At 52.3% G+C, this 25,315-nt stretch carries 20 protein-coding genes; 5 read left to right on the forward strand and 15 right to left on the reverse strand.

The window, feature by feature from the left end:
• Positions 1-2: 2 nt before the first annotated feature.
• Genes BUB13_RS00990 through gloA form a run of 4 tightly spaced genes read right to left on the reverse strand, consistent with a single transcriptional unit; the run spans position 3 to position 2,243 of the window.
• Entirely contained in the window at positions 3-698 is a 696-nt protein-coding gene (locus tag BUB13_RS00990; RefSeq protein WP_072904882.1) for an LrgB family protein, read from the reverse strand.
• Positions 695-1,045 carry a CidA/LrgA family protein gene (locus tag BUB13_RS00995; RefSeq protein ID WP_072904883.1) on the reverse strand — a complete coding sequence of 117 codons (351 nt, stop codon included), beginning with the start codon at positions 1,043-1,045 and terminating at the stop codon, positions 695-697. Before BUB13_RS00995 ends, BUB13_RS00990 begins: the two co-directional genes overlap by 4 nt.
• Before the next feature lie 23 nt (positions 1,046-1,068).
• Positions 1,069-1,839: a tetratricopeptide repeat protein gene (locus BUB13_RS01000; protein WP_072904884.1), complete on the reverse strand. Its 771-nt coding sequence runs from the start codon at positions 1,837-1,839 to the stop codon at positions 1,069-1,071.
• A 14-nt stretch (positions 1,840-1,853) separates the two neighbouring features.
• On the reverse strand, positions 1,854-2,243 hold the full coding sequence (gene gloA / locus BUB13_RS01005; protein ID WP_072904885.1) for a lactoylglutathione lyase: 390 nt from the start codon (positions 2,241-2,243) through the stop codon (positions 1,854-1,856).
• Between the two features lie 69 nt (positions 2,244-2,312).
• On the opposite strand from gloA, the gene BUB13_RS01010 reads away from it, so the two are divergent.
• Positions 2,313-3,020 (forward strand): UDP-2,3-diacylglucosamine diphosphatase, encoded by a 708-nt coding sequence (locus BUB13_RS01010; protein ID WP_072904886.1) that lies wholly within the window; start codon positions 2,313-2,315, stop codon positions 3,018-3,020.
• On the opposite strand, the gene BUB13_RS01015 is transcribed toward BUB13_RS01010, so the two are convergent.
• The 4 genes from BUB13_RS01015 to lon all read right to left on the reverse strand — a co-directional run bounded on the left by BUB13_RS01015 (position 3,008) and on the right by lon (position 9,758).
• Positions 3,008-4,405 (reverse strand): YihY/virulence factor BrkB family protein, encoded by a 1,398-nt coding sequence (locus BUB13_RS01015; protein ID WP_072904887.1) that lies wholly within the window; start codon positions 4,403-4,405, stop codon positions 3,008-3,010. The two genes, BUB13_RS01010 and BUB13_RS01015, sit on opposite strands and share 13 nt — an antisense overlap.
• A gap of 38 nt (positions 4,406-4,443) precedes the next feature.
• Complete coding sequence (locus BUB13_RS01020) at positions 4,444-5,853, reverse strand: M16 family metallopeptidase (RefSeq protein ID WP_072904888.1); 1,410 nt, start codon at positions 5,851-5,853, stop codon at positions 4,444-4,446.
• Positions 5,853-7,331, reverse strand: a complete 1,479-nt coding sequence (locus tag BUB13_RS01025; protein WP_072904889.1) for a M16 family metallopeptidase — start codon at positions 7,329-7,331, stop codon at positions 5,853-5,855. The genes BUB13_RS01020 and BUB13_RS01025 overlap by 1 nt, the downstream gene beginning before the upstream one ends.
• A 108-nt stretch (positions 7,332-7,439) precedes the next feature.
• On the reverse strand, positions 7,440-9,758 hold the full coding sequence (gene lon / locus BUB13_RS01030; protein ID WP_072904890.1) for an endopeptidase La: 2,319 nt from the start codon (positions 9,756-9,758) through the stop codon (positions 7,440-7,442).
• Positions 9,759-9,985: 227 nt separating this feature from the next.
• On the opposite strand from lon, the gene pfkA reads away from it, so the two are divergent.
• Positions 9,986-10,948, forward strand: coding sequence for a 6-phosphofructokinase (gene pfkA / locus BUB13_RS01035; protein WP_072904891.1), 963 nt, complete (start codon positions 9,986-9,988; stop codon positions 10,946-10,948).
• 51 nt (positions 10,949-10,999) lie between these two features.
• Here the strand turns inward: pfkA and fbp are convergent, their stop codons facing one another.
• Positions 11,000-12,013, reverse strand: a complete 1,014-nt coding sequence (gene fbp, locus BUB13_RS01040; protein WP_072904892.1) for a class 1 fructose-bisphosphatase — start codon at positions 12,011-12,013, stop codon at positions 11,000-11,002.
• A 145-nt stretch (positions 12,014-12,158) separates the two neighbouring features.
• Positions 12,159-12,749 (reverse strand): DUF938 domain-containing protein, encoded by a 591-nt coding sequence (locus tag BUB13_RS01045; RefSeq protein WP_072904893.1) that lies wholly within the window; start codon positions 12,747-12,749, stop codon positions 12,159-12,161.
• A 36-nt stretch (positions 12,750-12,785) separates the two neighbouring features.
• Here BUB13_RS01045 and BUB13_RS01050 point away from each other — a divergent pair, with 36 nt between their 5' ends.
• Positions 12,786-13,499: a sulfite exporter TauE/SafE family protein gene (locus BUB13_RS01050; protein WP_072904894.1), complete on the forward strand. Its 714-nt coding sequence runs from the start codon at positions 12,786-12,788 to the stop codon at positions 13,497-13,499.
• Here the strand turns inward: BUB13_RS01050 and hypF are convergent.
• Complete coding sequence (gene hypF / locus BUB13_RS01055) at positions 13,480-15,759, reverse strand: carbamoyltransferase HypF (protein ID WP_244151821.1); 2,280 nt, start codon at positions 15,757-15,759, stop codon at positions 13,480-13,482. The genes BUB13_RS01050 and hypF overlap by 20 nt on opposite strands.
• A 148-nt stretch (positions 15,760-15,907) precedes the next feature.
• Between hypF and BUB13_RS01060 the strand changes: the two genes are divergently transcribed.
• Together BUB13_RS01060 and purB are read left to right on the forward strand one after the other, a co-directional pair.
• Entirely contained in the window at positions 15,908-16,561 is a 654-nt protein-coding gene (locus tag BUB13_RS01060) for an RluA family pseudouridine synthase (RefSeq protein ID WP_072904896.1), read from the forward strand.
• A gap of 82 nt (positions 16,562-16,643) precedes the next feature.
• A complete protein-coding gene (gene purB, locus BUB13_RS01065; protein ID WP_072904897.1) occupies positions 16,644-17,999 on the forward strand; it encodes an adenylosuccinate lyase in 1,356 nt (451 codons plus the stop codon).
• A gap of 61 nt (positions 18,000-18,060) precedes the next feature.
• Here purB and BUB13_RS01070 read toward each other — a convergent pair whose 3' ends face one another.
• The 4 genes from BUB13_RS01070 to BUB13_RS01085 all read right to left on the reverse strand — a co-directional run bounded on the left by BUB13_RS01070 (position 18,061) and on the right by BUB13_RS01085 (position 25,284).
• The gene (locus BUB13_RS01070) at positions 18,061-19,023 is read right to left on the reverse strand and encodes a lytic murein transglycosylase (protein ID WP_208610104.1); all 963 of its coding nucleotides are present in this window, start codon (positions 19,021-19,023) and stop codon (positions 18,061-18,063) included.
• A gap of 181 nt (positions 19,024-19,204) precedes the next feature.
• Positions 19,205-20,950 (reverse strand): DASS family sodium-coupled anion symporter, encoded by a 1,746-nt coding sequence (locus BUB13_RS01075; RefSeq protein WP_072904898.1) that lies wholly within the window; start codon positions 20,948-20,950, stop codon positions 19,205-19,207.
• A gap of 294 nt (positions 20,951-21,244) precedes the next feature.
• Positions 21,245-22,612, reverse strand: a complete 1,368-nt coding sequence (locus tag BUB13_RS01080) for a sigma-54-dependent transcriptional regulator (protein ID WP_072904899.1) — start codon at positions 22,610-22,612, stop codon at positions 21,245-21,247.
• Between the two features lie 170 nt (positions 22,613-22,782).
• Positions 22,783-25,284, reverse strand: coding sequence for a PAS domain-containing sensor histidine kinase (locus tag BUB13_RS01085; RefSeq protein ID WP_072904900.1), 2,502 nt, complete (start codon positions 25,282-25,284; stop codon positions 22,783-22,785).
• Positions 25,285-25,315 lie beyond the last annotated feature (31 nt).

Raw genomic sequence — 25,315 nt, forward strand, 5'->3', positions numbered from 1 at the left:
TCTTACCATCCGAACAGAAACCAAAGCAAAGGCACCAGCAGTGCTGTTGCCAAACCATTCAAGCCGATCGCCAATCCGGCGATTGCGCCGGAAAAGCGATCCTCCCCCAATAATCTTGCCGTGCCGATGCCGTGTGATGCGGTTCCAACAGCCAGGCCAATGGCGGCTTTTGAACGTATACCGACCAGGCGACAGAATTCCGGGCCACAGATCGCACCGAGGCAACCGGTCAGAACAACAAGCGCAGCCGTCAGCGGCACAATACCGCCGATCTTTTCCGTAATACCGATGGCAATCGGCGTGGTTACGGATTTCGGCACCAGTGACAGCACCACCTCTTCACTGCCTCCAAGAAGCCAACTGATTCCCGCTGCAGAAATAATCGATGACAACGCACCGGCGACTATGCCAATTAAAATCGGTAGCTTGCGCCGCAAAATTTCTTGTCTCCGCTGATAAAGCGGCAGCGCCAACGCAACGACCGAGGGGCCAAGCAGAAAAAGAATCATCCGGCCGCCATTGTTATAATCCTGATAGGGAATGTTACAGAGCTTCAGCAACAGAATGATGCTGACAATCGACACAGCCACCGGGTTAAAAAGGATAAACCGGCTGCGCTGGTAAAGCAGTTCGGCCAAGCGATAAACCAGCAGGGTCAGGCAGATGCCGAAAAGCGGCGAAGCCAGCAGCTCTTTCATGACTGCGACTCCTCCTGTTTATCAAGCAGCTTTTCGCACCAGCCGGTGACAGCCAATACGACGAACGTGCTGATGACGGTTCCGGCAACGATTGGCAACCACTCCCGAGCAATCAGGTCAAAATAAAGCATTACGCCGACACCGGCAGGAACAAAAAAAAGCGCCATGTACGACAACAGCAGATCTGCCGCCTGCTCCAGCCACTTTACCTTGACCCAGCCTTGCACCAACGCCAGCAGCATCAGCGCCATACCGATAACGTTACCGGGAATGGGCAAACCAAGAAGACGAGACAGCCCCTCACCAACAAACTGGAACAACAGAAGCAGGACCATTCCCTGCAGCATAACAGCCCTCCGGGAAACGAAAACTATTTCAAACCTTCAATAACTGCTTTAACTTCGTCACGCACCTGCTTGGCAGATAGGTCTTTTTCCAGCTTGAGAAATTGCTGAAAATTCTCGATCGACTCTTTGGCTTTCTCTTGATCCATGTAGATGTAACCAAGAGTCAGGTAGCCGAGGGGCAACCCGGCATCAAGTTGCAGAGCTTTGTTGCATGCAGCCTCAGCCTGCTCCAACTCTTCTGTATCGTAGTAATGATCAGCCAGATTCAAAAACGTCTGCGGCTCTTCAGGGTCGAGCTCTGCCGCTTTCAGGTAACATTCCAGAGCCTCCTGCGGTTTCCCGGCAGTGGTGCAGATATCGCCCAGCGCATTAAGTGCCAGCACCGACTCTGGATCGACCTGCAAAGCTTCACGGCATGTCTGCTCGGCCACATCCAGCTTTTCTTCGTCCATCTGCAACAGGGCAATGTTGACCCGAGCATCGATCTGCTGTGGATCAACATCAATAATTTTGCGGTAAACCTCGATAGCTGGGTTTATCCGTTCGTCTTCCAGGCAGATATCGGCCGACAGATAGAGCAGATCGATATTACCTTCATCAAGCTTCAGCCCTTCCGTCACGCTCTTTTTCGCCTGCGACGTCTGGTTTTCATCCAGCTGTGCTTCCGCCAGTAACAACCAGGCATCGGCTGTCTGTTGGAGCTTGATCGCCTTCTTCAGCAATTCGAGCGCTTTACGACTATCATCCTGTTCCAGCGCCTTCTGCCCCTCATCGAGCAAGTCTTCAAATTCCATTATTTTCTCCTGAACTACAAACTGTTCCGCCGCACAACCTCAACCCGGAAACCATCCGGGTCAGTAACAAAGTAAAAGCGCGGATTTCCGGCTTCAAGGCCTTTTAACGGTGTGACCTGCAGTCCCATTTCGCTGTGCCGCTTGTGAGAAGCTTCCAGATCGGTCACGCCGACCGCCAGGTGAGAATAGCCGTCACCGATAACGTATGGTTCCTTCTGATCGTAATTGTAGGTCAACTCCAACTCGAACGGCAGCTCAGCCGAGGTCATGTAACTGAGAGTGAAACGTCCTTCCGGGTAGTCTTTCTTTCGCGAAACTTCAAAACCGAATGCCTTGCGGTAAAATTCCTCGCTCGCGTCCAAGTCCATCACCCGGTAACAGATATGAATCATCGGATATTCCATAGAACCTCACTTTCAGCACTTAATTGTGGTAATTGACATGATCCTGTCGCCTCTTTATAGTGACCGACCATGAAAGCTATCTTTATTGCCGATGCCCACCTGCGCTATGCAAAGGACGAAAACTACCGCAAGCTGCTCGATTTTCTCGATCAGCAGCAGGACCTCGATGCGCTCTTCCTACTGGGCGATATCTTCGAGTTCTGGTTAGGTTACCGTCACCTGGTATTTTCCGCCTACGTTCCCATCCTGGAAAAACTTCGGCATTTTGCAGAAAACGGCACCAAACTCTATTTTGTCGAAGGCAACCACGATTTCAACATCGGCCCCTACTTCACAGAAACCCTCGGGTGCAAAGTCATCACGGATCAGGATCTGATCGAGTGGGACGGCAAAAAACTATTCCTCAGTCACGGCGACCTGCTCAACCCGAGCAAAGGCTATCAAGCTCTGCGTTCCTTCTGGCGCTGCGCTCCAATTCGACTGCTGAGTAAAGTTCTTCACCCCGATCCAGTCTGGGCTTTCGGAATCTGGCTGAGCGACATAAGCAGCCGGAAAAAACGTGGCAAAAGCAGTTGGGACCCGTCTCCACTGATTCACCCTTTGATCAGTACCGAGCTTGGCAAAAAAGCTGATGTGATCCTTTGCGGCCACTTTCATCAACCGCTGCAGAGCGAAGTTATGGGGAAACAGGTTGTCGCTGTCGGAGACTGGATAAAGCAGTTCTCCTACGCCGAAATGATCAACGGTGAAATTTCCCTGAAAACCTATTCCGACTGATCCTCATCGCTGTCGTCGACCGTTGCCGTCTCAACCCCCTGTTGCGCCTTCCCCTGACACTGCGCAACCATATCGCTCAGGCTCATTCCCGCCAAGCCCTTTTCGACCAGATCTTCAAGTTTTTCACAGGCCTCCAGGGCGACCAGCGTCTGCGCGTGCGGGTGCAGGTGAAGTGCCTCCTCTCCCTTGTCACGCAACAGCTTGAAAATCTGCGCCAACGCCAGATGTTCTGCCGAGCGACCGAGCTGGTAGCTGCGTCGACCGAGTCTGCTGCAAAGCTCGGAAACCAGGCCGATTTCAGTCATCGCCTGCAGAATGTTGCGGCACAGGCGGTTAGGAATAAACAGAAGTTTGGCCAACTGCTGCGGAGTTAATGCTTTTTCACCGCGAGAGAAACGATCGGCCAGCGTCACCAGCAGCACCAGTGCGACCTGTTCATAACTGCTGCGACTGACCTCGGTATCGCGCAGGTCTCGTCCGCTCGTGCGCAGGTTCTGTTTGGCGTAAGCCACACCAAGTCCGAAAAGAACAATCACCCAGGAGAGATAAACCCAAATCATAAAGATCGGCAGCGCAGCCATCGTTCCGTAGATAGCGTTATACTTGGCAACGCCGACCTGAAAATTCACGTAGCCCCACTGTGCCATCTGCCAGAGGGTTCCGCCAGCAATCCCCCCCATAAAAGCCGCCCGCCATTCAACGCGGATATTGCTCATAAAAACATAGAGCACAGTGAATGCCAGCCACATGAAAACAAAAGGCGTCACCTTGAACAGAAGCAGGATCAGGCTGCCCACCATCTCCATTTCGATCAACTTTTGCACGAGGTTGTTGCTGGCAAGACTGGAGGTCATTGAAATAGCGGAGATAATCAACACCGGGCCAACCAGAATCACCGACAAATAATCGGCAAAACGACGCATCAGCGGACGGACTTCCCGCACCCCCCAGACATGGTTGAACGCTTTTTCCACGTTGGTCAGCAAAGAGACGACTGCATAAAGAAGGAAAATCAGGCCGATGGCACCCATGCTGCCGACTTGGGTGTTGTTGATGTAGCCGAGGATTGCCTGAACCGCCTGCCCGTCGCCAACTTTCAGCTTCTCCATGATCAGCGGTTCCAGCAGATTCTGCACACCGAAAGCTTTGAGCAGGGCGAAGGTGAGCGCCAGCAACGGCACGATCGACAACATGGTGTAGTAGGTCAACGCCGATGCGCGCAGCATGCTCTGGTTAATGCCGAAATCCCGCACCACCAGGACCGCTGTCTGGATCTGCCGCAGAAGCATACGATGCAGAACGTTCAGTTCATTCGGATTCTGCTCCCAGAGCAGATACTTGATCCTGGCTTGCAGTGTTTTCTGCAAACGCTCAGTTCCCGCCATCGATTCCCCCGCAGGTCAAAGTGAAGCAGTAAACTTCATTATAGCTTGATCTGCTTAATCGGCAGGTTTAAATCTTCCAGATCATTGATAAAAATACGGCTATCGCCAACCAGGACGATCTGCAACTTTTCCGGCTGCAGGTATTTACGGGCAACCCGCTGAACATCTTCAACACTGACGGCAGCAACTTTTTCTCGGTAAGTCTCCAGATACCCATCCGGATAATCGAAGTATTCAAGGCGCATTTTTCGGCTGACCACGGAATGGATATCGTCGAAAGCAAAAACAAAAGAATTGATCAAACTCTGCTTTGCAAGGTCCAGTTCCGCCTCAGAAACGGGTTGATCACGCAACTGGCTCATAAGATCACGCATCAGTTCAACAACCTCGATTGTCGATGCGCTTTTAGTTTCGCTGGCGGCAATAAACAACTCTGGCAAGCGACGCCCGACGCGAAAATAGGAATAGACTGAGTAGGCAAGTCCACGGTTGGAACGGATTTCTCTCATCATCCGCGAATTGAAGCCCCCTCCGCCGAGAATATAGTTGGCAACACGCAGAGCGAATAGATCTGGATTATCCTTGCTGATACCGGGATGGCCTAGCTTGATACTGGTCTGCGGCACATCTTTATCCGCCAGCAAAATCTGCCCACCCGGCGCCGGAGGAAGCGAAGGAGCAGATCTCTCGATTTTGGCACCGGGGCTCCAGTCGCCGAACTGCTGTTCCAGCAGGGCAACCAATGGTTCTCGGTCAACAGCGCCGGAGACGGCGATCCAAACATTCTGCGGTTGCAGATACTCTCGCTGCAGCTGCTGCAGGTCACCCCGGCTGAAGGTTTTCACAACATCGACCTGCGGAGTGATGCCGAAAGGATGGCCGGGGAACATGGCTTCTTCCAGCAGGCGCGAAGCGACTTCGCCTGGATCGTCATTCTTGCGGCGAATCGCTTCCTGCAGCTGCTGCTTCGCCAGCTCCAGTCGTTGCTGTTCAAAGCGGGGGCGACGCAGAATATCAGCAAGAATTTCTACCCCGCGTTGCAGGTCACGCAGATGCAAAGAAAGATCGACACTGTAATCGTAGCTTGAACTGGACACAGCCAACTTGGCCGCCATCGCTTCCAGTTCAGCTTCCAATTCACTTGCCGTCAACTCACCGGCCCCACCAGTCCCCAGAACAGTTGCAAACACAGCAGACAAACCGTTTTTTTCGGGCGGGTCATAAATGCTGCCGCCTTCGATCATCAGCGTCATCTCGACCAGCGGCAGCTCGTGGTCCGGCATGAAATAGAGCCGCATACCGTTACTCAACTGAGCGATTTCGACATCCGGGAAGCTAAACTCAAGCTCGGGGAACTCAAGCTGATCCGGACGAATCTGCTTTGCCTTCGTACTCGGTTGGACGCAGGCTACCAGCAGGAGAAACAGCACAAAAAGGAAATAACGCATTATTCAAAATCCTCCCGGCCGACACCGACGACTGTACGGTTGTTTGCCTGAAGATAGTTTTTTGCCACCTGCATCACCTCTTCAGCAGTCACCGAATTCAGCTTTTCTTCGTAATCGACCAAATATTCCCAGCCGCCGAGGATTTCATAGGCAGAGAGCATCCTCGCCAAGCCACTGTTCCCTTTTAGACCGCGCAGGATTGAAGTCAGAATCTGCCGGCGCGCTTTCTGTAACTCAGCGGCGCTGATCGGCTGATCCTGCAACTTTTTCAGTTCGGCATAAACTGCGGCTTCGACATCAACAGTTGTACTGGTCGCACGTGGCGTCAACATGATAGTCATCAAGTTGGCATAGCGAGAACCGGGGGAGCTAAAGACAGAAACGTCGGTGGCAACCTGCTGATCGACCACCAAGGATTTATACAGGCGTGATGTCCGCCCTTCCCCCAGCACCTGCATCAGGATATCGAAAACATAATCCTCACGCGCTGGCATGGTCGGCTTATGGTAAGCAATCATCAATTGCGGCTCTGCATCAAAGGTCACACGCGCCCGGCGCTCACCTGTTTGTGGTGGTTCCACCTCAACCACTGGTGGCACTGGGATTCCCGGCTCAAGGGACCCGAAGTAGCGCTCGACCAAGGCTTTAGCCTCTTGACTGTCAAAATCGCCAACCAGGGTAATCACCATATTGACCGGTGAATAGTAGTTGTGCAGAAATTCCCGGGTTTCCTCAAGGGTGAGATTCTTGATATCGGAATCCCAACCGATAATCGGATCACGGTAGGGATGCACCTTGTATGCGGTCGCCAAAAGGGTTTCATAGAGCATGCCGCCGGGGCTGCTTTCGTATGAGCGACGACGTTCTTCCCTGATGACTTCGCGCTCGGTATAAAATTCGCGTAGCACGGCGTTTTTCAACCGGTCTGATTCGATCACTGCCCACAACTCCAGCTTGTTTGCCGGCAGGTTGATCAGGTAAGTGGTTTGATCTTTACTGGTAAAAGCGTTGTAGCCAACACCACCGTTCTCGGCGTAAATCTTCGAAAACTCGTCTTTCACCACTAAGTCGCGGTGCTGCTGCTGCAACTCGGCTAGTTGTTCGCGCAGGCCCTGCAATTCCTGCTCATCACGGTCGGGAAGATTTTTCAATGCATCGATCTGCGCACCCAACTGCGCTATTTTCTCCAACTGAGGAGCCTCAACAGAAAAATCCTTGGTGCCGAGAGTTTTAGTCCCCTTGAACAACATATGCTCAAGCAGGTGAGCCACACCACGATGACTGCTGTCCTCATCAACGGCTCCGACGCGGAAACTGATATAGGCCGAAACTGTTGGCGAGCTATGACGCTCGACCATCAACAGCGTTAAACCGTTATCTAGCTTATGTTCCTGAACCTTTTCTGCCAGAGTCTGAGCAGAAAGCGAAAACGGCTGCAACAATGCCAGGAAAAAGAATGACATGAATATTTTAAGCATGATAAACCCCTGTCAGATCAAAGACTGATTTCTGACTATTATAGTAACCCATCAATTTCGGGACAACTCCCGGCGCAGTGATTTTTTATCACCACAAAAGGGAATAGATTATCTTGGCAGGAGGATCTTCTCGACAACCTGATCGACCGACTCGACCAGTTCAACATCAATCCCTTCCAGGATATTTTCTTCCAACTCAGCCAGATGTTCTTTGTTGCGGGCAGGAAGCAGAACTGTTTTAACCCCGGCCCGTCGTGCTGCCAGCACCTTCTCCTTCACCCCGCCGATTGGAAGAATCCGACCTGACAGCGTCAGTTCACCAGTCATGGCAATATCGCGCCGTGCCGGTCGGCCACTGAGCAACGAGATGATCGCAGTGGCGATCGTTACACCAGCAGAAGGACCATCTTTCGGGATTGCACCGGAGGGAACGTGGATGTGCAGGTCGTGATGCTCAAAGAAATCGGCATCGATACCGAAGTCTTCAGTCCGGCCACGAACATAGGTCAGCGCCGCCTTGGCCGACTCCTGCATGATGTCACCAAGGCTGCCGGTCAGGGTCAGGCCTTTGTTGCCCGGCATCTTTGCCGCTTCAACGAAAAGAATATCGCCGCCTGATGCGGTCCAGGCAAGGCCGGTAACCACGCCGACACGGTCTTCTTCACTGGCCACGTCGGCAAAATAGGTACAGGGGCCGAGCAGCGCTTCAACATCGCTCGCATCGATCCGTTGGCGTGCCTCTCCCCCCTGGGTGATTTCTTTCGCCACTTTGCGGCAGATAGCGGCAATCTTCCGCTCAAGGCTACGGACCCCGGCCTCGCGGGTGTAGTCCTGAGTTATTTTGGCGATAGCAGCTTCACTGAATTCAAGAGGAAACTCCGCCAGACCGTTCTCTTCAATCTGTTTCGGAATCAGGTATTTGAAACAGATCTGCCGCTTGTCTTCATCACTGTAGCCGCTCAGCCGGATCACTTCCATCCGGTCTTTGAGGGCATGTGGAATGGGATCAAGCAGGTTGGCGGTGGTAATAAACATCACCTTCGACAGGTCGAAGGGGACATCCATGTAATGGTCTTTAAAGCTGTCATTCTGCTCCGGGTCGAGGACCTCGAGCAGTGCCGATGAAGGGTCGCCACGGAAGTCTTGGCCGATCTTGTCGACCTCATCAAGCATAAATACGGGATTATTCGACTCGGCCCGACAGAGCTCCTGGATCACGCGCCCCGGCAGGGCCCCGATATAGGTCCGGCGGTGTCCGCGAATTTCCGCCTCATCTTTCATCCCTCCAAGCGAGAAGCGGATGAACTTACGTCCCATGGCACGAGCGATGGAGCGGCCAAGAGAGGTTTTACCGACTCCGGGCGGGCCGACAAAGCAGAGGATCGGCCCCTTGGTGGTATCGCGTAACGAACGCACCGCCAAATATTCGAGAATGCGTTGCTTTACCTCTTTAAGGCTGTAGTGGTCTTCATCGAGCACTGCTTCCGCCTTGCTGACATCGAGGTTGTCCTCGGTTCCTTTTTCCCAGGGAGCGGCGCAAAGATAATCGAGGTAGCCACGCGATACCGTGTATTCGGGCGATGCAGGGTTGATCTGCTCCAGCCGCCGCAACTCCTTTTCCGCCACCATCAGCACCTCATCCGGCATATTCGCCTGGCGGATGCGGGTCCGCAATTCGTTCACCTCGGCTTGCCGCGGGTCTTGCTCACCGAGTTCCTGCTGAATCTGTTTCATCTGCTCACGCAGAATATTTTCTTTCTGATTCTTGCCGAGCCGCTTGGTCACTTCGGTCTGGATCTCACCCTTCACCTGCATCTTCTGCACTTCGTTGGTCAGGTGGATAAAAACCGATTTCAGGCGCTCGATCGGATCGAGGATGGTCAACAGCTGCTGCTGCACATCGAGAGGAATCCCGATGTAAACCGCGACCATGTCCGCCAGTCGCCCGGGGTGCTCGATCCGGTCGATCATCTTCATGACATCTTCAGGCAGCGGCTGCCCGTAAGCCAAGGCGATTTTCAACAGCGCGTTGACGCTTTGCACCAACGCCTCCGACACCACCCCTTGCGAATCCTGCTCGGGAATGACACGGATGGATGACGTCAGGCAGGGATCGTTGCTGACAGGAGAATTCAACGCAAATCGACTGATACCTTCGAAAGTTGCCTTGCCACCACCACTGGGGAACTTGATCAGCTGATTGATTTTACAGACCGTGCCGATACGCGGGTGGTCATCGAACGAACAGACGTTTTTACTGCCGGGGCAATAAACCACGCCAAGCAACTGGTCGTTCCGCATCGCTTCTTCGATGATAGGCGCTGTTTCAGTGGTAAAAAACACCGGCAGCACCATGTACGGGAAAACAATCTGTTCCTTGATCGGGTAAATTGGCAGGACATTCGGTATCGGTACATTGTTCGACATTTTGTTACCCCTCGGAACAAACACGCAACAGATCGGATCGAAACAAACTCCTAATAACATCTTGTTATATCAAAGACTTACTCAGGCTGCACAGTTTTTATTCGAATCCAGCAGAGGGAAAGATATTTTTTGACAAACCAGTTTGCCGCTGGTTTACTTTCTGCAGTTCACTTCTTAATTTTCACACTCGACATAATTCAAGTCATTTCCCATAGATGGAGCATTTGATGAAACGTATCGCAGTTTTGACCAGTGGCGGGGATTGTTCCGGAATGAATGCTGCCGTACGCGCGGTTGTTCGTGCCGGTTTGGCAATGCAGGTTGACGTTATCGGTATTTACAAAGGCTACCAGGGATTGATCGATCGCCTCTATGAAAATATGACAACGAAATCGGTCAGCAACGTCCTTCAGCGCGGCGGCACATTCCTGCAGAGCGCCCGCTGCCTAGAAATGAAAACCGAAGCAGGATTACGGCTGGCAACCGACAACCTGAAAGGAATGGGCGTCGAAGGATTGATCGTCATTGGCGGCGACGGCTCACTTAACGGTGGGTACGCCATCCACCAACAGGGCGTACCAGTGATCGGCATCCCCGCATCGATCGATAACGACATCCCTTTCACCGACATGTCACTCGGCGTTGACACGGCGCTTAACAACATCGTTGCCGCCGTCGACAATCTGAAAGACACCGCATCATCTCACGATCGCGCTTTCGTCGTTGAAACCATGGGCCGCGGCTGCGGCTACCTGGCGGTTGTGGCAACGATTGCTTCGGGTGCTGAATTCAGTCTGATTCCGGAAGAACCTTACGATCTGGAACAGATCTGCGAAGACCTGCGCCGCCGCTACCGCGAGGGACGCAGCAATTCAATTATCCTGGTCGCCGAGGGTGCCGGCAAAGCGCAGGACATTGCCGATCAGATCAAAGACAAAATCGGATTCGAAACGCGTGTTATTGTCCTCGGCCACTATCAACGCGGTGGTTCGCCGACTGTTTTCGACCGCCTGCTTGCCGCCCGCTTCGGACAGGCCGCCGTGGAGAACCTGCTCAAGGGCAATCACGGGAAAATGGTCGGCCTGCAGAGTGCGGACATCAAACTGACCGACCTGGAAAAAGTGGTCAACGCGGAAAGTCGCCCGATAGACCCGATGTTGCCACAACTGGCAAATCGGTTATCGGTCTAAACTGAAAATGGACACCGCCTTAAAGCTAAAACGAGCGAGTACTGAAGGCAATTAGCTGCCTTCGAACTCTTTCATAAATTGATGTGCCGTATCCATCATTTCTGGTGATCCCGTAAAGAAGGGAACACGTTGATGGAGCTCAGTTGGCTTTATATCGAGAATAGGGCTGAAACCATCGGTCGCCAGCGCACCGGCTTGCTCGGCCAAAAAGGCAATGGGGTTGCATTCATACAGCAAGCGTAATTTTCCCGATGGAGCCTGTGCTGTTTGGGGGTAAATATAGATGCCCCCTTTCAGCAGGTTACGGTGAAAGTCGGCGATCAGGGAACCGATGTAGCGCGAAGTATAGGGGCGGTTTGTCGATTCATCTTCTTCCTGACAGTATTTCAAATACTTTTTCACCCCGAGCGGGAACTTGACGTAGTTTCCTTCGTTGATTGAATAAATCCTGCCGGATTTCGGGATTGTCAGGGACTCGTGGGAAAGGCAGAAAACGCCAATCGACGGGTCATAGGTAAAACCGTGAACGCCATTGCCGGTCGTGTAGACAAGCATGGTCGATGAGCCATAAATGACATAGCCTGCTGCGACCTGCTTTCGGCCCACCTGCAAAAAGTCCTCTATCCCGACAGGACCATTCGTCGGTGAAACGCGGCGGTAGATCGAGAAAATCGTCCCAACAGAAACATTCACATCAATATTTGATGAGCCATCCAAGGGATCCATCAGAACAACATAGTTACCGCTACGGCTGTTTTTGTTGTCGAAAAAAACATAATTGTCCTCTTCTTCTGAAGCGATACCACAGATTTCACCGCGAGCAATAAGCGCGTTTTTGAAGATTTCATTCGCGTACATATCAAGCTTTTGCTGCTGCTCACCCTGAACGTTTTCTACACCTGTTGCACCGGTGATATCAACCAGGCCAGCCTTGTTGATTTCGCGGTTAACAATTTTTGCAGCCAGCTTGATTGCACTTAACAAGGCACTTAACTCGCCCTTTGCATGGGGAAAGTCAGCTTGTTTTTCTATGATGAATTCACCGAGCGTTTTGTGTATCGACATTCTGATTCCTTATCCGTATCCGTTATTCCCCAGGGTTTCCGTTATATTACGCCAGCCGTAATTTTCTCTTGTTTCAGCATAAAGCCTGACCAGTATCCGGAAGTGTCACCACTTTGTCAAACATCGCGAAACTGGCAGAAAACCATTACCCAATCTTGCGCCAAACCAACAGCCGATTATTAGATGGCATTTCGTGATCGTTGAGCAGTTCCAGTCCATTCTGCTCAGCGAACCGGTTCAGCTGTTCGAAATCACGGATTCCACGCTCGGGATCTTTTTCTTTCAGCCCACGATCAAACCTTGCGTTGCTCTCACTGGTGAATTTTCCGTTGTAGTTGAACGGCCCATAAACACAAAGCTTTCCACCAGGCAAAAGCACCTGTCCGACTCCGGCAAAAAAATCCGCAACCGCTTCAATCGGCATAATATGCAGCGTGTTCGCACTGAAAATTGCCGCGAACGATTCGACTGCCCAAGGCAAACGCGTCACATCCAGTTCGGCAGCGGGAACAACATTTTCAGCAGCTTGCCGCAGATTGCCACGCAAATCGTCGATCAGCTTAGGCCGTTCACTCGGCTGCCATTGTAAATGAGGCAATTCCACGCTTAAAAACAACGCATGCTGACCTGAACCACTGCCGATTTCCAGAACATCTGTCGTCTCTGCCAACTCTTGCCGTAGAACGTCAAGGATAGGTTCCCTGTTTCGTTCGCAGGACTCACTGTAATTCTTCATCTGCAAACCTGTAATTTTCTGGGGTATGATACCCTGATGACAACAGCATTCCTGATCACAGCCGCTTTTTTCTCATCAACCTTGACCGCCGTGCTCGGTGTTGGCGGTGGCATGCTATTGATCTCCGTTATGGCCGTTGCCTTGCCGCCTGCGGCGATCGTGCCGGTGCACGGCGTCGCTCAACTGGCCAGCAACGCCAGCCGTGGCATCTTTGCTTTAAAGGAGATCAGCTGGCAGATCGTCTGGCCATTTCTGTGCGGCTGCGTGCTCGGCTCGCTGCTCGGCTCCGACCTTTTCATCCGTTTCCCCAGCGAGTTCCTGCCGGTCCCGCTTGGAACTTTCATCCTGATCATGACCTGGTGGCCGCAATGGAAGCAGAAATTCAGGCTACCAGGGCGGTTTTTCGGTCTTGGCTTTGTGCAGGCAGTACTGACCCTGTTTGTTGGCGCGACCGGGCCGCTGAACATGCCCATCCTGCTGCGTGAAGGGCTTTCGAAAGACCAGATCGTAGTCACCGCCTCGGCACTGATGACGATCGTTCACCTGGCCAAAATCATCACCTTCGGCTTTATCGGTTTTGCCTTCAGCAGCTACCTACCGTTGATGGCCGGCATGGTTGTCGCAGTCATCGCAGGATCTTTCGCTGGCACCAAACTGCGTGCGAAAGTTCCTGAAGAACGATTCAAAAAGCTCTTCAAACTGTTGATCACAGTTCTGGCGCTGCGGATGATTATTCGTGCCCTGCTCTAGCACCTGCAATCACAGCCTGCCCCAGGGCCAGTCCTCCGTCGTTCGGTGGCACTTGCCGGTGCAGCAGCACGTCAAAACCAGCTTCGCGCAGCAGTTTTGCCGATCGTTCCGTCAGATAGCGGTTCTGGAAAACGCCGCCTGAAAGCGCGACCGGTAAAACGCCTCGCTCGCCTCTAATTTGTCGGCAGACATCGACAATCGTCTGCGCGAGACCATTATGAAAGCGGGCACTCACAACGGCAGGCTCGATACCGGCACGTAAATCTGCCACTAACGCTTTTATCATCGGCACAGCGTCGATCTGCAGAAGGCCGGCAGCAGCAACGACATCGAACCGATATGGAGCTTCTGCTTCACCGCTCGCAGCAATCAGCATTTCCAGTTCGAACGCAGCCTGTCCTTCATAGCTGACCCTGTTGCGCAAACCGACCAGTGCAGCGACGGCATCGAACAGTCGGCCGACGCTACTGGTCAACGGCGAATTGAGCTGTTTTTCAATCATCTGCAGCAACAGATTCAGACCGGAAGACTCAACGTCCTGCAAGAAAGGAAGATCGGGCAGCTTGTTACCATAAACCGCTTGCAAGTAGCTAACCGCCATCCGCCAGGGTTCTTTGGTCGCGGCATCTCCACCCGGCATCGGGCGATAAGCAAACTGTCCCACCCGTTCGAAATCATACAAATCGCCGACAAGAAACTCTCCGCCCCAGATATGACCGTCATTACCGTAGCCGATACCATCGAAGATCACGCCGATCGCTGCTTCATTTCGGCCATTATCGGTCAGGCAACTGGCCAAGTGTGCATGGTGATGCTGCACGGCAACCAAGTTAGACTCCCCGGCCAACTCTTCGGCGACATGGGTTGAAAGATAATCAGGGTGCAGATCATGGGCGATAATCGTGGGCTGCACTTCCAACAGACCCTGAAAGTGATCGATCGCCTGTTTCATCGAATCGACCACAGTTTGATTTTTCAGGTCCCCGATGTGATGACTGAGAAAAGCCCGGTCGCCACGTGTCAGGCAGATGGTGTTTTTCAATTCGGCGCCAACGGCCAGTACCGGTTTCTGTTCACCTGACAGCTTAACACCGCGCGGAACATAACCACGTGATCGGCGATAGAGTACCGGTTCTCCGTCGAGCAGCCGAGCGATGGAATCATCTGTGCGAATATGGATGCGACGGTTGTGTTGCAGGTAGCAATCGGCAATCCCTTCGAGACGGTTCTGTGCATCCGAATTTTCGAAGGCGATCGGCTCGTCGCCCTGGTTGCCACTGGTCATTACTATTGCGTGAAACTGTTCAAGTAAAAGATAATGAAGTGGCGTATAAGGTATCATAGTACCGAAGAATTTATTCTTCGGAGCAACCTCTAATGAAAGACCATGGTCCTTGCGCTGACGGAGTAAAACGATCGGCCGTTCAACGCTCGTCAACAATCGTTCCTCGCCCGGAGAGACATGCGAAAAACGACAAATTTGTTCCAAGTTATAAGCCATTACGGCGAACGGTTTTTCATCCCGATGCTTGCGCTGCCGAAGTCTTTTCACCGCTTCATCGTTGGTCGCATCGACTGCCAGATGATAGCCACCGAGCCCCTTGACGGCAACGATCTGCCCCGCCCGTAATCTTTCGATCGCTTCGACCAACGGCTCTGCTGCAGCGATCAGCTGTCCATTTTCATCGGCAAAAGTAAGCTGCGGGCCACAGTCCGCACAAGCGTTCGGCTGAGCATGAAATCGGCGAGAGACAGGATCCTCATATTCCGCCTGACAGGCTGGACACATGGGGAAATCGACCATGGTGGTCAACGGCCGATCGTAAGGGATATCGGTGACAATACTGTAACGTGGACCGCAGTTGGTGCAGTTGATGAAGGGATAGCGGTAGCGCCTGTCGTTCGGATCGAACAGTTCGCGCAGACAGTCGGGGCAGACGTATGAATCGGGAGCTATCTGTGCGACCCTCCGTTGCGCACTTTGGCTTTCGACAATGACAAAACCGCTCTGCCCGGTCGGAACGGAATCAACAACCTGAAAACCGGATATGGATGCCAGTGGCGGCAATTCCGTTTCGATGGCAGCAAGAAATGACTCTATCCCTCGCCGTTCACCTTCTATTTCAATCAACACGCCTTGGCTGTCATTAAGGACAGTTCCGGCCAATTGACGCTCGCGTGCCAAACGATAGATGAAGGGGCGAAAACCGACCCCCTGAACAATTCCCTCAATTCTGACCCGTCTCGCTACAACCGCCACGCAACCTCCTCTATTGCGGCAGCATTGTGACATTTTCGTGCACGCACAGCAACGACGTATACAACATCAGGTTTTACTTTCTTTCGTTCTGCTCTCCGGCTAAGATCGCTCTTTCACTTAGCTCACCTTTTCCTGCTGGATAAACACTTTGTTCGACTACCGTCCACCTGACACCGAGCCGGAGATCATTTACTCCGATGATGATCTGCTGATCGCCGACAAACCGGCCGAGCTTCTGACCGTACCCGGCCGTCGCCCTGAGTATGAGGATTCTCTGCTGCTGCGACTGCAGAAGGAGCACGCGGAGATCCTGATCGTTCACCGACTCGACATGTCGACATCAGGTCTTCTGGTCTTGGCACGAAATCGACAAAGCCACCGCCTGCTGAACAAGCAGTTTTCGGAGCGGAAGGTAAAAAAAACCTACCTCGCTGTAGTCAGCGGCAAACTGCAATCGATCAGAGGCAGTGTTAACTTTCCGCTAATTTGCGACTGGCCGAACCGGCCGAAACAGATCGTCGATCAGAATCAGGGCAAGCCTGCCCTCACCCATTACCAGGTTCTCGATTACGACGAAAGTTCCGACACCTCACGCATTGAATTGACACCGATCACAGGCCGAACCCATCAACTACGGGTCCACATGCAGGCCTTGGGGCATCCAATCCTGGGAGACGACCTTTACGCTGACGAGAAAACCTACCATCAGGCTGACCGGCTGCTGCTGCACGCCTGTCGCCTGGAATTTTCTCATCCACAAACCGGCGAAGCACTGAATTTTTGGCTCCCGCCCCCCTTCTAAAAGAATCATATTTATTGAGGGGTTGCAGCCAACCCCCAGCTGCTTTATAGTGCCGTCTTTAAATTACCGTAAGGAGACCGACATGATTACCGCCATCAGCCCGATTGACGGGCGTTACGCATCGAAAGTTACCGAACTGACCGAGTGTTTTTCCGAATACGCGCTGCTGAAGAACCGCGTCAAGGTCGAAGTGATGTGGCTGATCGCCCTCTGTGCCGAGGAGCAGATCGCCGAGTGCCGTACCCTGACCGCTGAGGAAGAGCAGACTCTGCGGCAGATCGTCGCCAATTTTACTCCGGCAGAAGCGGAAAAGATCAAAAAGATCGAAGCGGTCACAAACCATGATGTCAAGGCAGTTGAGTACTACCTGAAAGAACAGATCGAAGGCACCAGCCTGGAAGACCTCTCAGAGTTCATCCACTTCGCCTGCACCTCGGAGGACATCAACAATCTCTCCCACGCGCTGATGCTCAAAGACGGCCTCGCTGCCCTCTGTCCGAATCAGCAGGAGATTATCGCTTTCATCAGTAAGCTGGCTAAAGAATTCAAAGATGTACCGATGCTCTCACGGACTCACGGTCAGACCGCATCTCCCAGCACCATCGGTAAAGAACTGGCTGTCTTCGCTGCCCGCCTGCAGAAGCAGAGTGAGAAAATTGCCGATGTCGAGCTGCTCGGCAAGCTGAACGGAGCCGTCGGTCACTTTAACGCTCACATGTCGGCCTACCCTGAGGTTGACTGGGTTGCCCTGACCAAGGGTGTTATCGAAAACGAGCTGGGGTTGAAGCAGAACCTGTTCACCACCCAGATTGAGCCGCACGATTACATGGCTGAACTATTCGACGCCATCGCCCGCTGGAACACCGTACTCAACGACTTCAACCGCGATATCTGGACCTACATCTCGATGGCTTACTTCGGTCAAAAAACAGTAAAAGGCGAAATCGGTTCATCGACCATGCCGCACAAGGTCAACCCGATCGACTTCGAGAACTCCGAGGGCAACATCGGCCTCGCCAACGCCATCTTCAATCACCTGTCGGCCAAACTGCCGATCTCGCGCCTGCAGCGCGACCTGACTGACTCGACCGTTCTGCGTAACATGGGCGTCGGTTTCGGCTACAGCATGATCGCGTACAAATCGACCCTCAAAGGGCTCGGCAAGTTGAAGCTGAACGAGCAGAACCTGGCAGATGATCTGGATAATGCCTGGGAAGTCATGGCCGAGCCGATCCAAACCGTGATGCGCAAAGCGGGTATCGAGAAACCGTACGAAAAACTCAAAGAGTTAACCCGCGGCCAGAAAATCGACCAGGCGACCATCAAAGAGTTTGTCGAAGAGCTGGAGCTGGATGAGGCTGACAAGCAGCGTCTGCTGGAGATGACCCCCGGCAGCTACATCGGTATAGCGTCGAAGATTGTCGACCTACTCGATTAATTTTCAATCAAACTAGGACAAAAAAAGGATCGCGCTTGCGATCCTTTTTTTGTCCTCCTCTTTAACGCCCAATTTCATCCGCCAGTAGCCCAACTGCAATAGCAAAGCTGTGTGCTCGGTTCCATTTCATCAGTGTGCGGTAGTTGTCGTAAACCAGGAACGCTCGGTCTTGACCCTCCGGACGGATCAGAGATGCGTCCATCGCAAACCGCGGCAAGGCGCGCCCATCAAGCCGCCGGATACCCAGCTGTTGCCATCTGGCCAATGGCAAACGCTGCTCCAAACCATAAAACTGGCTGTCAAAGTTTTCTGGTAAGCGGACTTCCCGGCCCCAAGTGCGCCGTTTTTGCCAACCACTTGCAGCGAGGTAATTCGCCGCAGAAGAAAGATAATCTTCCGGTGTGTCCCACAAGTCAATCCGGCCATCACCGTTACCATCAACTGCAAACCTGAGAAACGATGAAGGCATAAACTGAACCTGGCCCATGGCCCCTGCCCAGGAACCTTTCATTTTTTCAGGACGAATGTGCCCGGCATCGATAATCCGCAGAGCATTGAAAAGCTCCTGTCGAAAATAGGCACTCCGCCGGCCATCAAACGCCAACGTCACCAAGGCATCGATAATCGGCACTTTTCCGGTGTGCTTTCCGTAGTAGGTTTCAATTCCCCAGAGCGCGACGATAAACCGTGGATGAACCTGATATTTCCCTGCGATACGATTGAGCAAGCGGCGGTTTTTAACCAGCATCTGCCGGCCCTGATCGATCCGCTTCTGGCTTAATGCTCCATCCAGGTACTCCTGCAGAGTTTTTTTAAATTCCGGCTGGTTGCGGTCGGCTTCAATCACCCAATCGAGCAATTCCGGTTGTTTTAACGTGGCCTCAACCGTGGCCTGCTCGATCCCCTTGCTCAAAGCTTCTTGGCGAAGTTCTGTCAACCAGTCATCGTAAGAAGCTGCCTGCGCTTTCGACAGTAGAGTGAATGCCAGTAAAAGCAGGCAGAAACTGAATCCTCTCATCGTCATCACATCCCCCCTTCAAAGATTTAGATTAAAAATAAGATAACAAATCTGTATTCAGTTGCGGTGAGAACATAAAAAAAATCCCTGCTACGGAAGAGAAGTCGCAGCAGGGGAATGTCCAATGGACGAATAGAGAGAAGGTCACGGCAGATGGCTCAACCCGAACCATCTGCCGCGTGTTGTTTTATTTAGGAAGAACCTGAGTCCATGTTGGCAGCTCGCCGATGACCACATCGAATACCGGGATCACCAGCACATAAGTGGCAACTACGGCAAGCGCAATACCGATGAAATTAAGGCCAAGTCCGCTACGTGCCATCTGCGGAATGGAGACATAACCAGAACCGAAAACGATCGCGTTCGGCGGAGTCGCAACCGGCAGCATGAAGGCGCAGGAGGCGGCAATCGCTGCTGGAACCACCAGCAACAGCGGATTCTGGCCCAAGCCGATAGCGACTGCGGAGAGAATCGGCATAACCATCGCAGAAGTCGCAGTATTCGAGGTTAATTCTGTGAGGAAAATAATCAGTGTCGCGACGGCCAGAACCAGGACCACGATCGGTGCGTTTTCCAGCAGGCCAACCTGCTTACCGATCCACTCTGCCAGCCCGGTCGCTTTAAAACCTGCGGCCATCGCCAAGCCCCCACCGAACAGAATCAGCACTCCCCAGGGCATCTTACTGGCCCAGTGCCAATCCATGACGAACTTGTTCTTTTTCATGTTGATCGGGATCAGAAACAGTGCCAGTGCACCAACCATGGCGATAGCCGCATCAGTCACCATTTTCGGGTCAGGAAAAATGAAAGCCAGTTGCTTACGGAAAATCCAGCCGAGTGCGGTCAGACCGAAAACGAGTGCGGTCCAGCGCTCGCCGGTATTCATCGGTCCCATTTCTTTCAACTCTTGGTTGATGAGATCACGACCACCCGGAACTTTTTTCAGTTTCATCGGATTGGCAACGCGGGTCAACCAGAGCCAGCAGACTGGTAGCATGACAGCAACCAGAGGAACACCTACTTTCATCCAATCGACGAAAGTGATTTCGTAACCGTAGGTTTTCTGTAGATAGCCGGCAAGAACCGTGTTCGGCGGGGTACCGATCAGGGTTGCGACACCACCAATGGAAGCTGCGTAAGCAATACCGAGCATCAAATTAAGGCCGAAGTTAAACTTACCTTGAGAAAAATCGATCTCTTTGTCGAGGCCCTCTTTCTTACCTTCTTCAATAACGTGAGAGATTATTGCCAGACCGATCGGCATCATCATAACCGTTGTCGCTGTGTTAGAAACAAAGGCTGAAAGGACTGCTGTTGCCGCCATGAAGCCAAAAATCAAACGGCTTGGCGAAAATCCGACAGCCTTAACGATATTCATCGCAATCCGCCGGTGCAACTCCCAACGCTGCATCGACAGCGCAATGATAAAACCACCCATGAACAGAAAGATCAGGTGGCTGGCATAAGGCGCGGTTGCGGCTTGTGTTTTCATGATTCCCATAATCGGGAACAAGGCAATCGGCAGAAGACTGGTTGCCGGGATCGGAATCGACTCGCACATCCACCAGGTTGCCATCAGGAAAGCAACAGCTGCCATCTTTTGCGCGGAATCACTCATACCTGCCGGAGTCGGTGCCAGCAGCATCAAGAGAAACAGAACCGGACCGAGAGCCAAGCCGATCTTCTGGCGTTTGGTATACTCTTTCGGATCACCTTCGTCGATACCACCGGGTGAACTCTGCAGCCGGTTGTTGTGTTCCGCTGGAGCTTCGTCGATCTCATCAGCCAGGTCAACGTCATGCTCAGTCCGACGCTCAACAACCTGAATTCCTTTTTTGCCGAGCAGCTTTTTCATTGCTTTCGGAGTGAAAGCAAAAGTTTCCTTAGTTTCATAGTGCATCGTCCAGAGACGATCCCACAACGCTGTTAGCATCCTGCTCCTCCCATTTCGTTATCTTGTTAGCCAAGCCGACCAAATTGATCAGCTCGAACGGAAATTTTCAAACGACTTTCGAGTTTTGGAACAGAGCAACGCAGGTGCCAAAAACAGAAAACTGTATACAACAAATTATATTTTCTTTTGATTTCAGCAGGTTAAAGATTTTGAAAACGGCCATCAGATTAATACATGGGGATGTGATAAGGCGAAAAACAACAAAAAGCCGATCCTATAGGCCAATTTCGGCCATTCAGGATCGGCTTTCCTTTATACTACTGTAATCCTGTTCTATTCGTTACCGAGATGGTATTTTTCCAACTTGTAGCGCAGGGTTCCGCGCGGCACATTGAGAATACGGGCTGTCTTTGCCACATTGCCGCCGGTAATTTGAAAAGCCTTCGAAACAAGGTCTTTTTCCACCTGTCCAACAACATCATCCAGCACGATGCCTTCAGGCGGAATTTCAAAAGTGAAGGGAACTTCGCTCTGTGGCGCTTCGCCAAAAATCTCGCGCGGCAAGTGTTCAGCGCGGATATGATCGACATTGTGCATAATGCAAATGCGTTCGACTACATTGCGCAGCTCACGCACGTTGCCTGGCCAATGATAACGCATCATCAGGTCAAGTGATTCACGGGCAAAGCCCTTCATCATCTTGTGAAATTCCTTGCTGAAACGTTGCAGAAAATGCTCCAGAAGAACAGGAATATCTTCACGTCGGTCACGCAATGGCGGTATATGAATAGGAAAAACATTCAACCGGTAATAGAGGTCTTCGCGGAATTCTTTACGTTCTATGGCGTCTTTAAAGTCGGCGTTGGTCGCGGCGATTATTCGCACGTTGATGTCGATATTGCGGTTGCCACCAAGACGACGGATTTTTCGGTCTTCCAGCACCCGCAGCAATTTCACCTGCAGGTTCATATCCATTTCACCGATTTCATCGAGAAAAATCGAGCCCCCATCAGACTCTTCGAACAGGCCGATCTTGCGGTTCTTCGCATCGGTAAAGGCACCCCGCTCGTGGCCGAAAAGCTCCGATTCAAGCAGGTTGTATGGCAGAGAGCCACAGTTTATTTCGATAAATGGTCGCTCTTTGCGTGGCGACAGGTTGTGAATAGCCGCCGCCACCAGTTCCTTGCCGGTACCACTCTCACCGGTGATCAACACGGTGGCGGTCTCATGCTTAGCGACCTCGCGGATCTGGCGGAAAATCTGCAGCAACGCCGGGCTGTTGCCGACCATATTGATCCCGCTTTCCTCTTTTGAAAGCCGCTTCATCTGTCGGCGCAGGCTCTGTGTTTCCAGCGCCAGCTTGACGATCAAATGGATAGCATCAGCCTTGAATGGTTTCTTGATGTAGTCATAAGCGCCGATCTTCAGTGCCTCCACGGCACTTTCAACCGTTCCGTAGCCGGTGATGATAATAACCAGAATGTCCGGATCGACCTCTTTCATCGCCCGCAGCACATCAAGCCCGCTGTGGCTGCCGAGGTTCAGGTCGAGTAGCACCAGGCTGATTTCCTCTTCAGCGACGATACGTACGGCGTCATCTGGGGATTCAGTTGAAATCGAACGATAACCGTCTTCAGCGAGAATCCTCTCTAGGTTTTCGCGGATAAAAGCTTCATCGTCGACAATCAATATTTTCTGCATAAACGCTCTCTTTCTTTGCCGTATACGGATGGATCGTCCAAATATAGCCAGAGAGAAAATAAAAGACAAGCGTAAATGGCTATTTTTAGCCATCAATACAAAGGAAGGAGATCGGAGGGCGAAGTAAAAGGCTATTTTCAGCCGGAACATGATAGAGCAATGTGCTCCGCTCAACACAAAGGAAGGGAAAAACGAAAAACCGTTTCTTCGCCAGGAACGCTTTCAACCGAGATCTCACCGCCATGATCGGTGATGATGTTGTAGCTGATGGACAGGCCGAGGCCGGTCCCCTGCCCCTTGCTGGTATAAAAAGGCTCGAACAGTAAAGGAATCTTCTCAGCCGGGATGCCGGGACCATTGTCGGTCACCGAGACTTCGATGCCATTTTCGTCCTGCCTGGCCGCTACCCGCAGTAGACCGCCATCCGGCATGGCATCAAGGGCGTTATTATAGAGATTCAGCAACACCTGCTTGAGACGATCGGCATCCAGCATCACGGTCGGTAACCCTTCGCCAATATCTTCCACCAACTGGACTTTCTGCCGTTCGCACTGTTTGCGGATCAGGAAAAGAGAATCCTGTATCACGGCCTCAACCTGACCATGAACCAGCTGTGGAGCTGGCATGGTGGCAAATCGAAGCATTTCGCTGACCAGCATCTCAAGCCGCTCAATCTCCCCGAGAGCACGTCGGATCAGCTGCTGGTCCATTTCTTTACCGAGCAGGCGATCATGCAATTCATCGAGTAACAAGCTGACACCGGTGAGTGGATTACGAACTTCATGGGCAATCCCGGCCGACATCCGCCCAAGCGATGCAAGTCGATCCATCCGCGCCATCTGTTCACGCATATTGACCCGCTCAGTTAAATCTTCAACAGTCACAAGCCAGCCCGCCTGTTGGCGAAAGTTCAAGGGGAACATCGCCAGACGATAAGTCATCGTACGTCCTTGGCGATCAAGAGTAATATAACGTTGATCTGGCTGTTGGTTTGCAGATGTCCCCAAAGCAAACCAATCACTGACAACCTCGCCTAATTCAGGCCACTCAGACAACAACAGGTTCCAGTCGCTGTCCTGCTGCAGACGCCCAACCTGCAGAATTTCGCATGCAGGTCCGTTCATCGAGGTAATCTGCTGCTTCTGGTTCACAGTCAAAATGCCTGTTTCAACGTTTTCAAAAACCGTGTCCTTGAAGTTGCGTTCCTCAATTATTTCCTGTCGCGAACGCCTTAACGCCTGCAAAGTCTTCAGCAAACGCCGCCGCCGGTTGTTCAACTCGTCGACCATCGTGTTGAACGATTCTGCCAACACGCCGACCTCATCATATGTACCTACCTGGACCTGCGTCGACAGGTTGCCGCGAATCATTTCGCGCGTCCCCTCAGTCAGTGACAACAGAGGGCGAACAATACTGTTTGACAGGGTATAAGCAGCAAAGACAACAATGAGGACAGTGACAGAGATCACCATCCAGGATTCACTTAAGTAATTGGTAATCTGCCGGCGAATAATTTTCGACGTGGCAACAGCAGGTTGATGGAAGTGATCGACCTCTGAACCGATCGTAATGCCGCCGAAAATGCCACTTTGCTTGTAAGCTCCCTGACTGTAAAAAATCGGAGCATACGCCATAATTTTTTTCGAGCCACCAATATTTGTGGTGTCGACAACACCGGTCTCACCCTGTCGTACTGCGTTCGCCGCTTTCGGATAATTCGGATGAATAAAAGCCGCCTGCAGCAGGTTAAACGGTAATCGTCCCTGCCGTTTTTCTTCTCCTGTTGTCTCTTCACTGTAGGCCGGAACTAACGTCCCATCAGGGTCATAGCCACGGATATCCCAATATTTGGGATGGGCGATGGTCCAGCCCAGATCATCAAACATAAATGCGTAGTTACCGCTATCGTACGAGGGGAAAACAACATAGCGCTCGTCGGTTGGAGAGATGTGCTGGGTAAACTCCATCAGGTGCCGATGATCAAGAGAAAGCACCACTACCCCCTGCAGTTCCCCACCCCGCCGCACCGGGGCAGCGAAACGGATCACCCCACGATAAGGGGCCTCCTGTACAGCCTCCATCGGGATATCGCCGTCGCTAAGCTCCTCGGCCCGGTTGACGTACCAACCATGAAGTCGGGAAACCCAGGCCTCGCCAGCGGGCAACTCTGTCGCCCGCCGGAAATACTGTTCAATGCCGTATGTCGTTTGTTGCGGATCAGAGACATTTCTCAATTCGGACGAGACATTGCCATCGACAATCCGGATCAATTCCTGCCCCGTTGCGTCGACATAGGCCAGTTCGGTGTATAAAAGAACCTGCTCACGGATTTCCTGCGGCGCCATATCGCTGCCACGGCGATACCAGAGTTCTCGTAGGTGCCGCTTGCTGAAATCGAGGTAATGCTGCGTATCGGCGGGTAAGAGGACCAGGTCATGCAGATCGCCCTCAACTTCGCGAAGAAAAGTACTGACCTGTCGCGCCACCATTTCCGCTCGCAACTCAAGCGCTTTTGCCGCCTGGGTATCAAGCGCTTCAGTGGTGCGCTGACGCAGCAAGTCTTCCACGATCCGAAGGCTGTGATGCGAGTTGATCAGCAACAGCACCAAAGGAACCAACGAAAGCAGGAGAAAGGCTCCCAGCACCTTTTTATGCAGATTGACGCGAAACATGAGCCGAGTATAAAAGGAAAAAGTGAAAGGG

It is taken from the genome of Malonomonas rubra DSM 5091 (genome assembly GCF_900142125.1).
In the GTDB taxonomy this organism is placed as follows: Bacteria; Desulfobacterota; Desulfuromonadia; order Desulfuromonadales; family Geopsychrobacteraceae; genus Malonomonas; species Malonomonas rubra.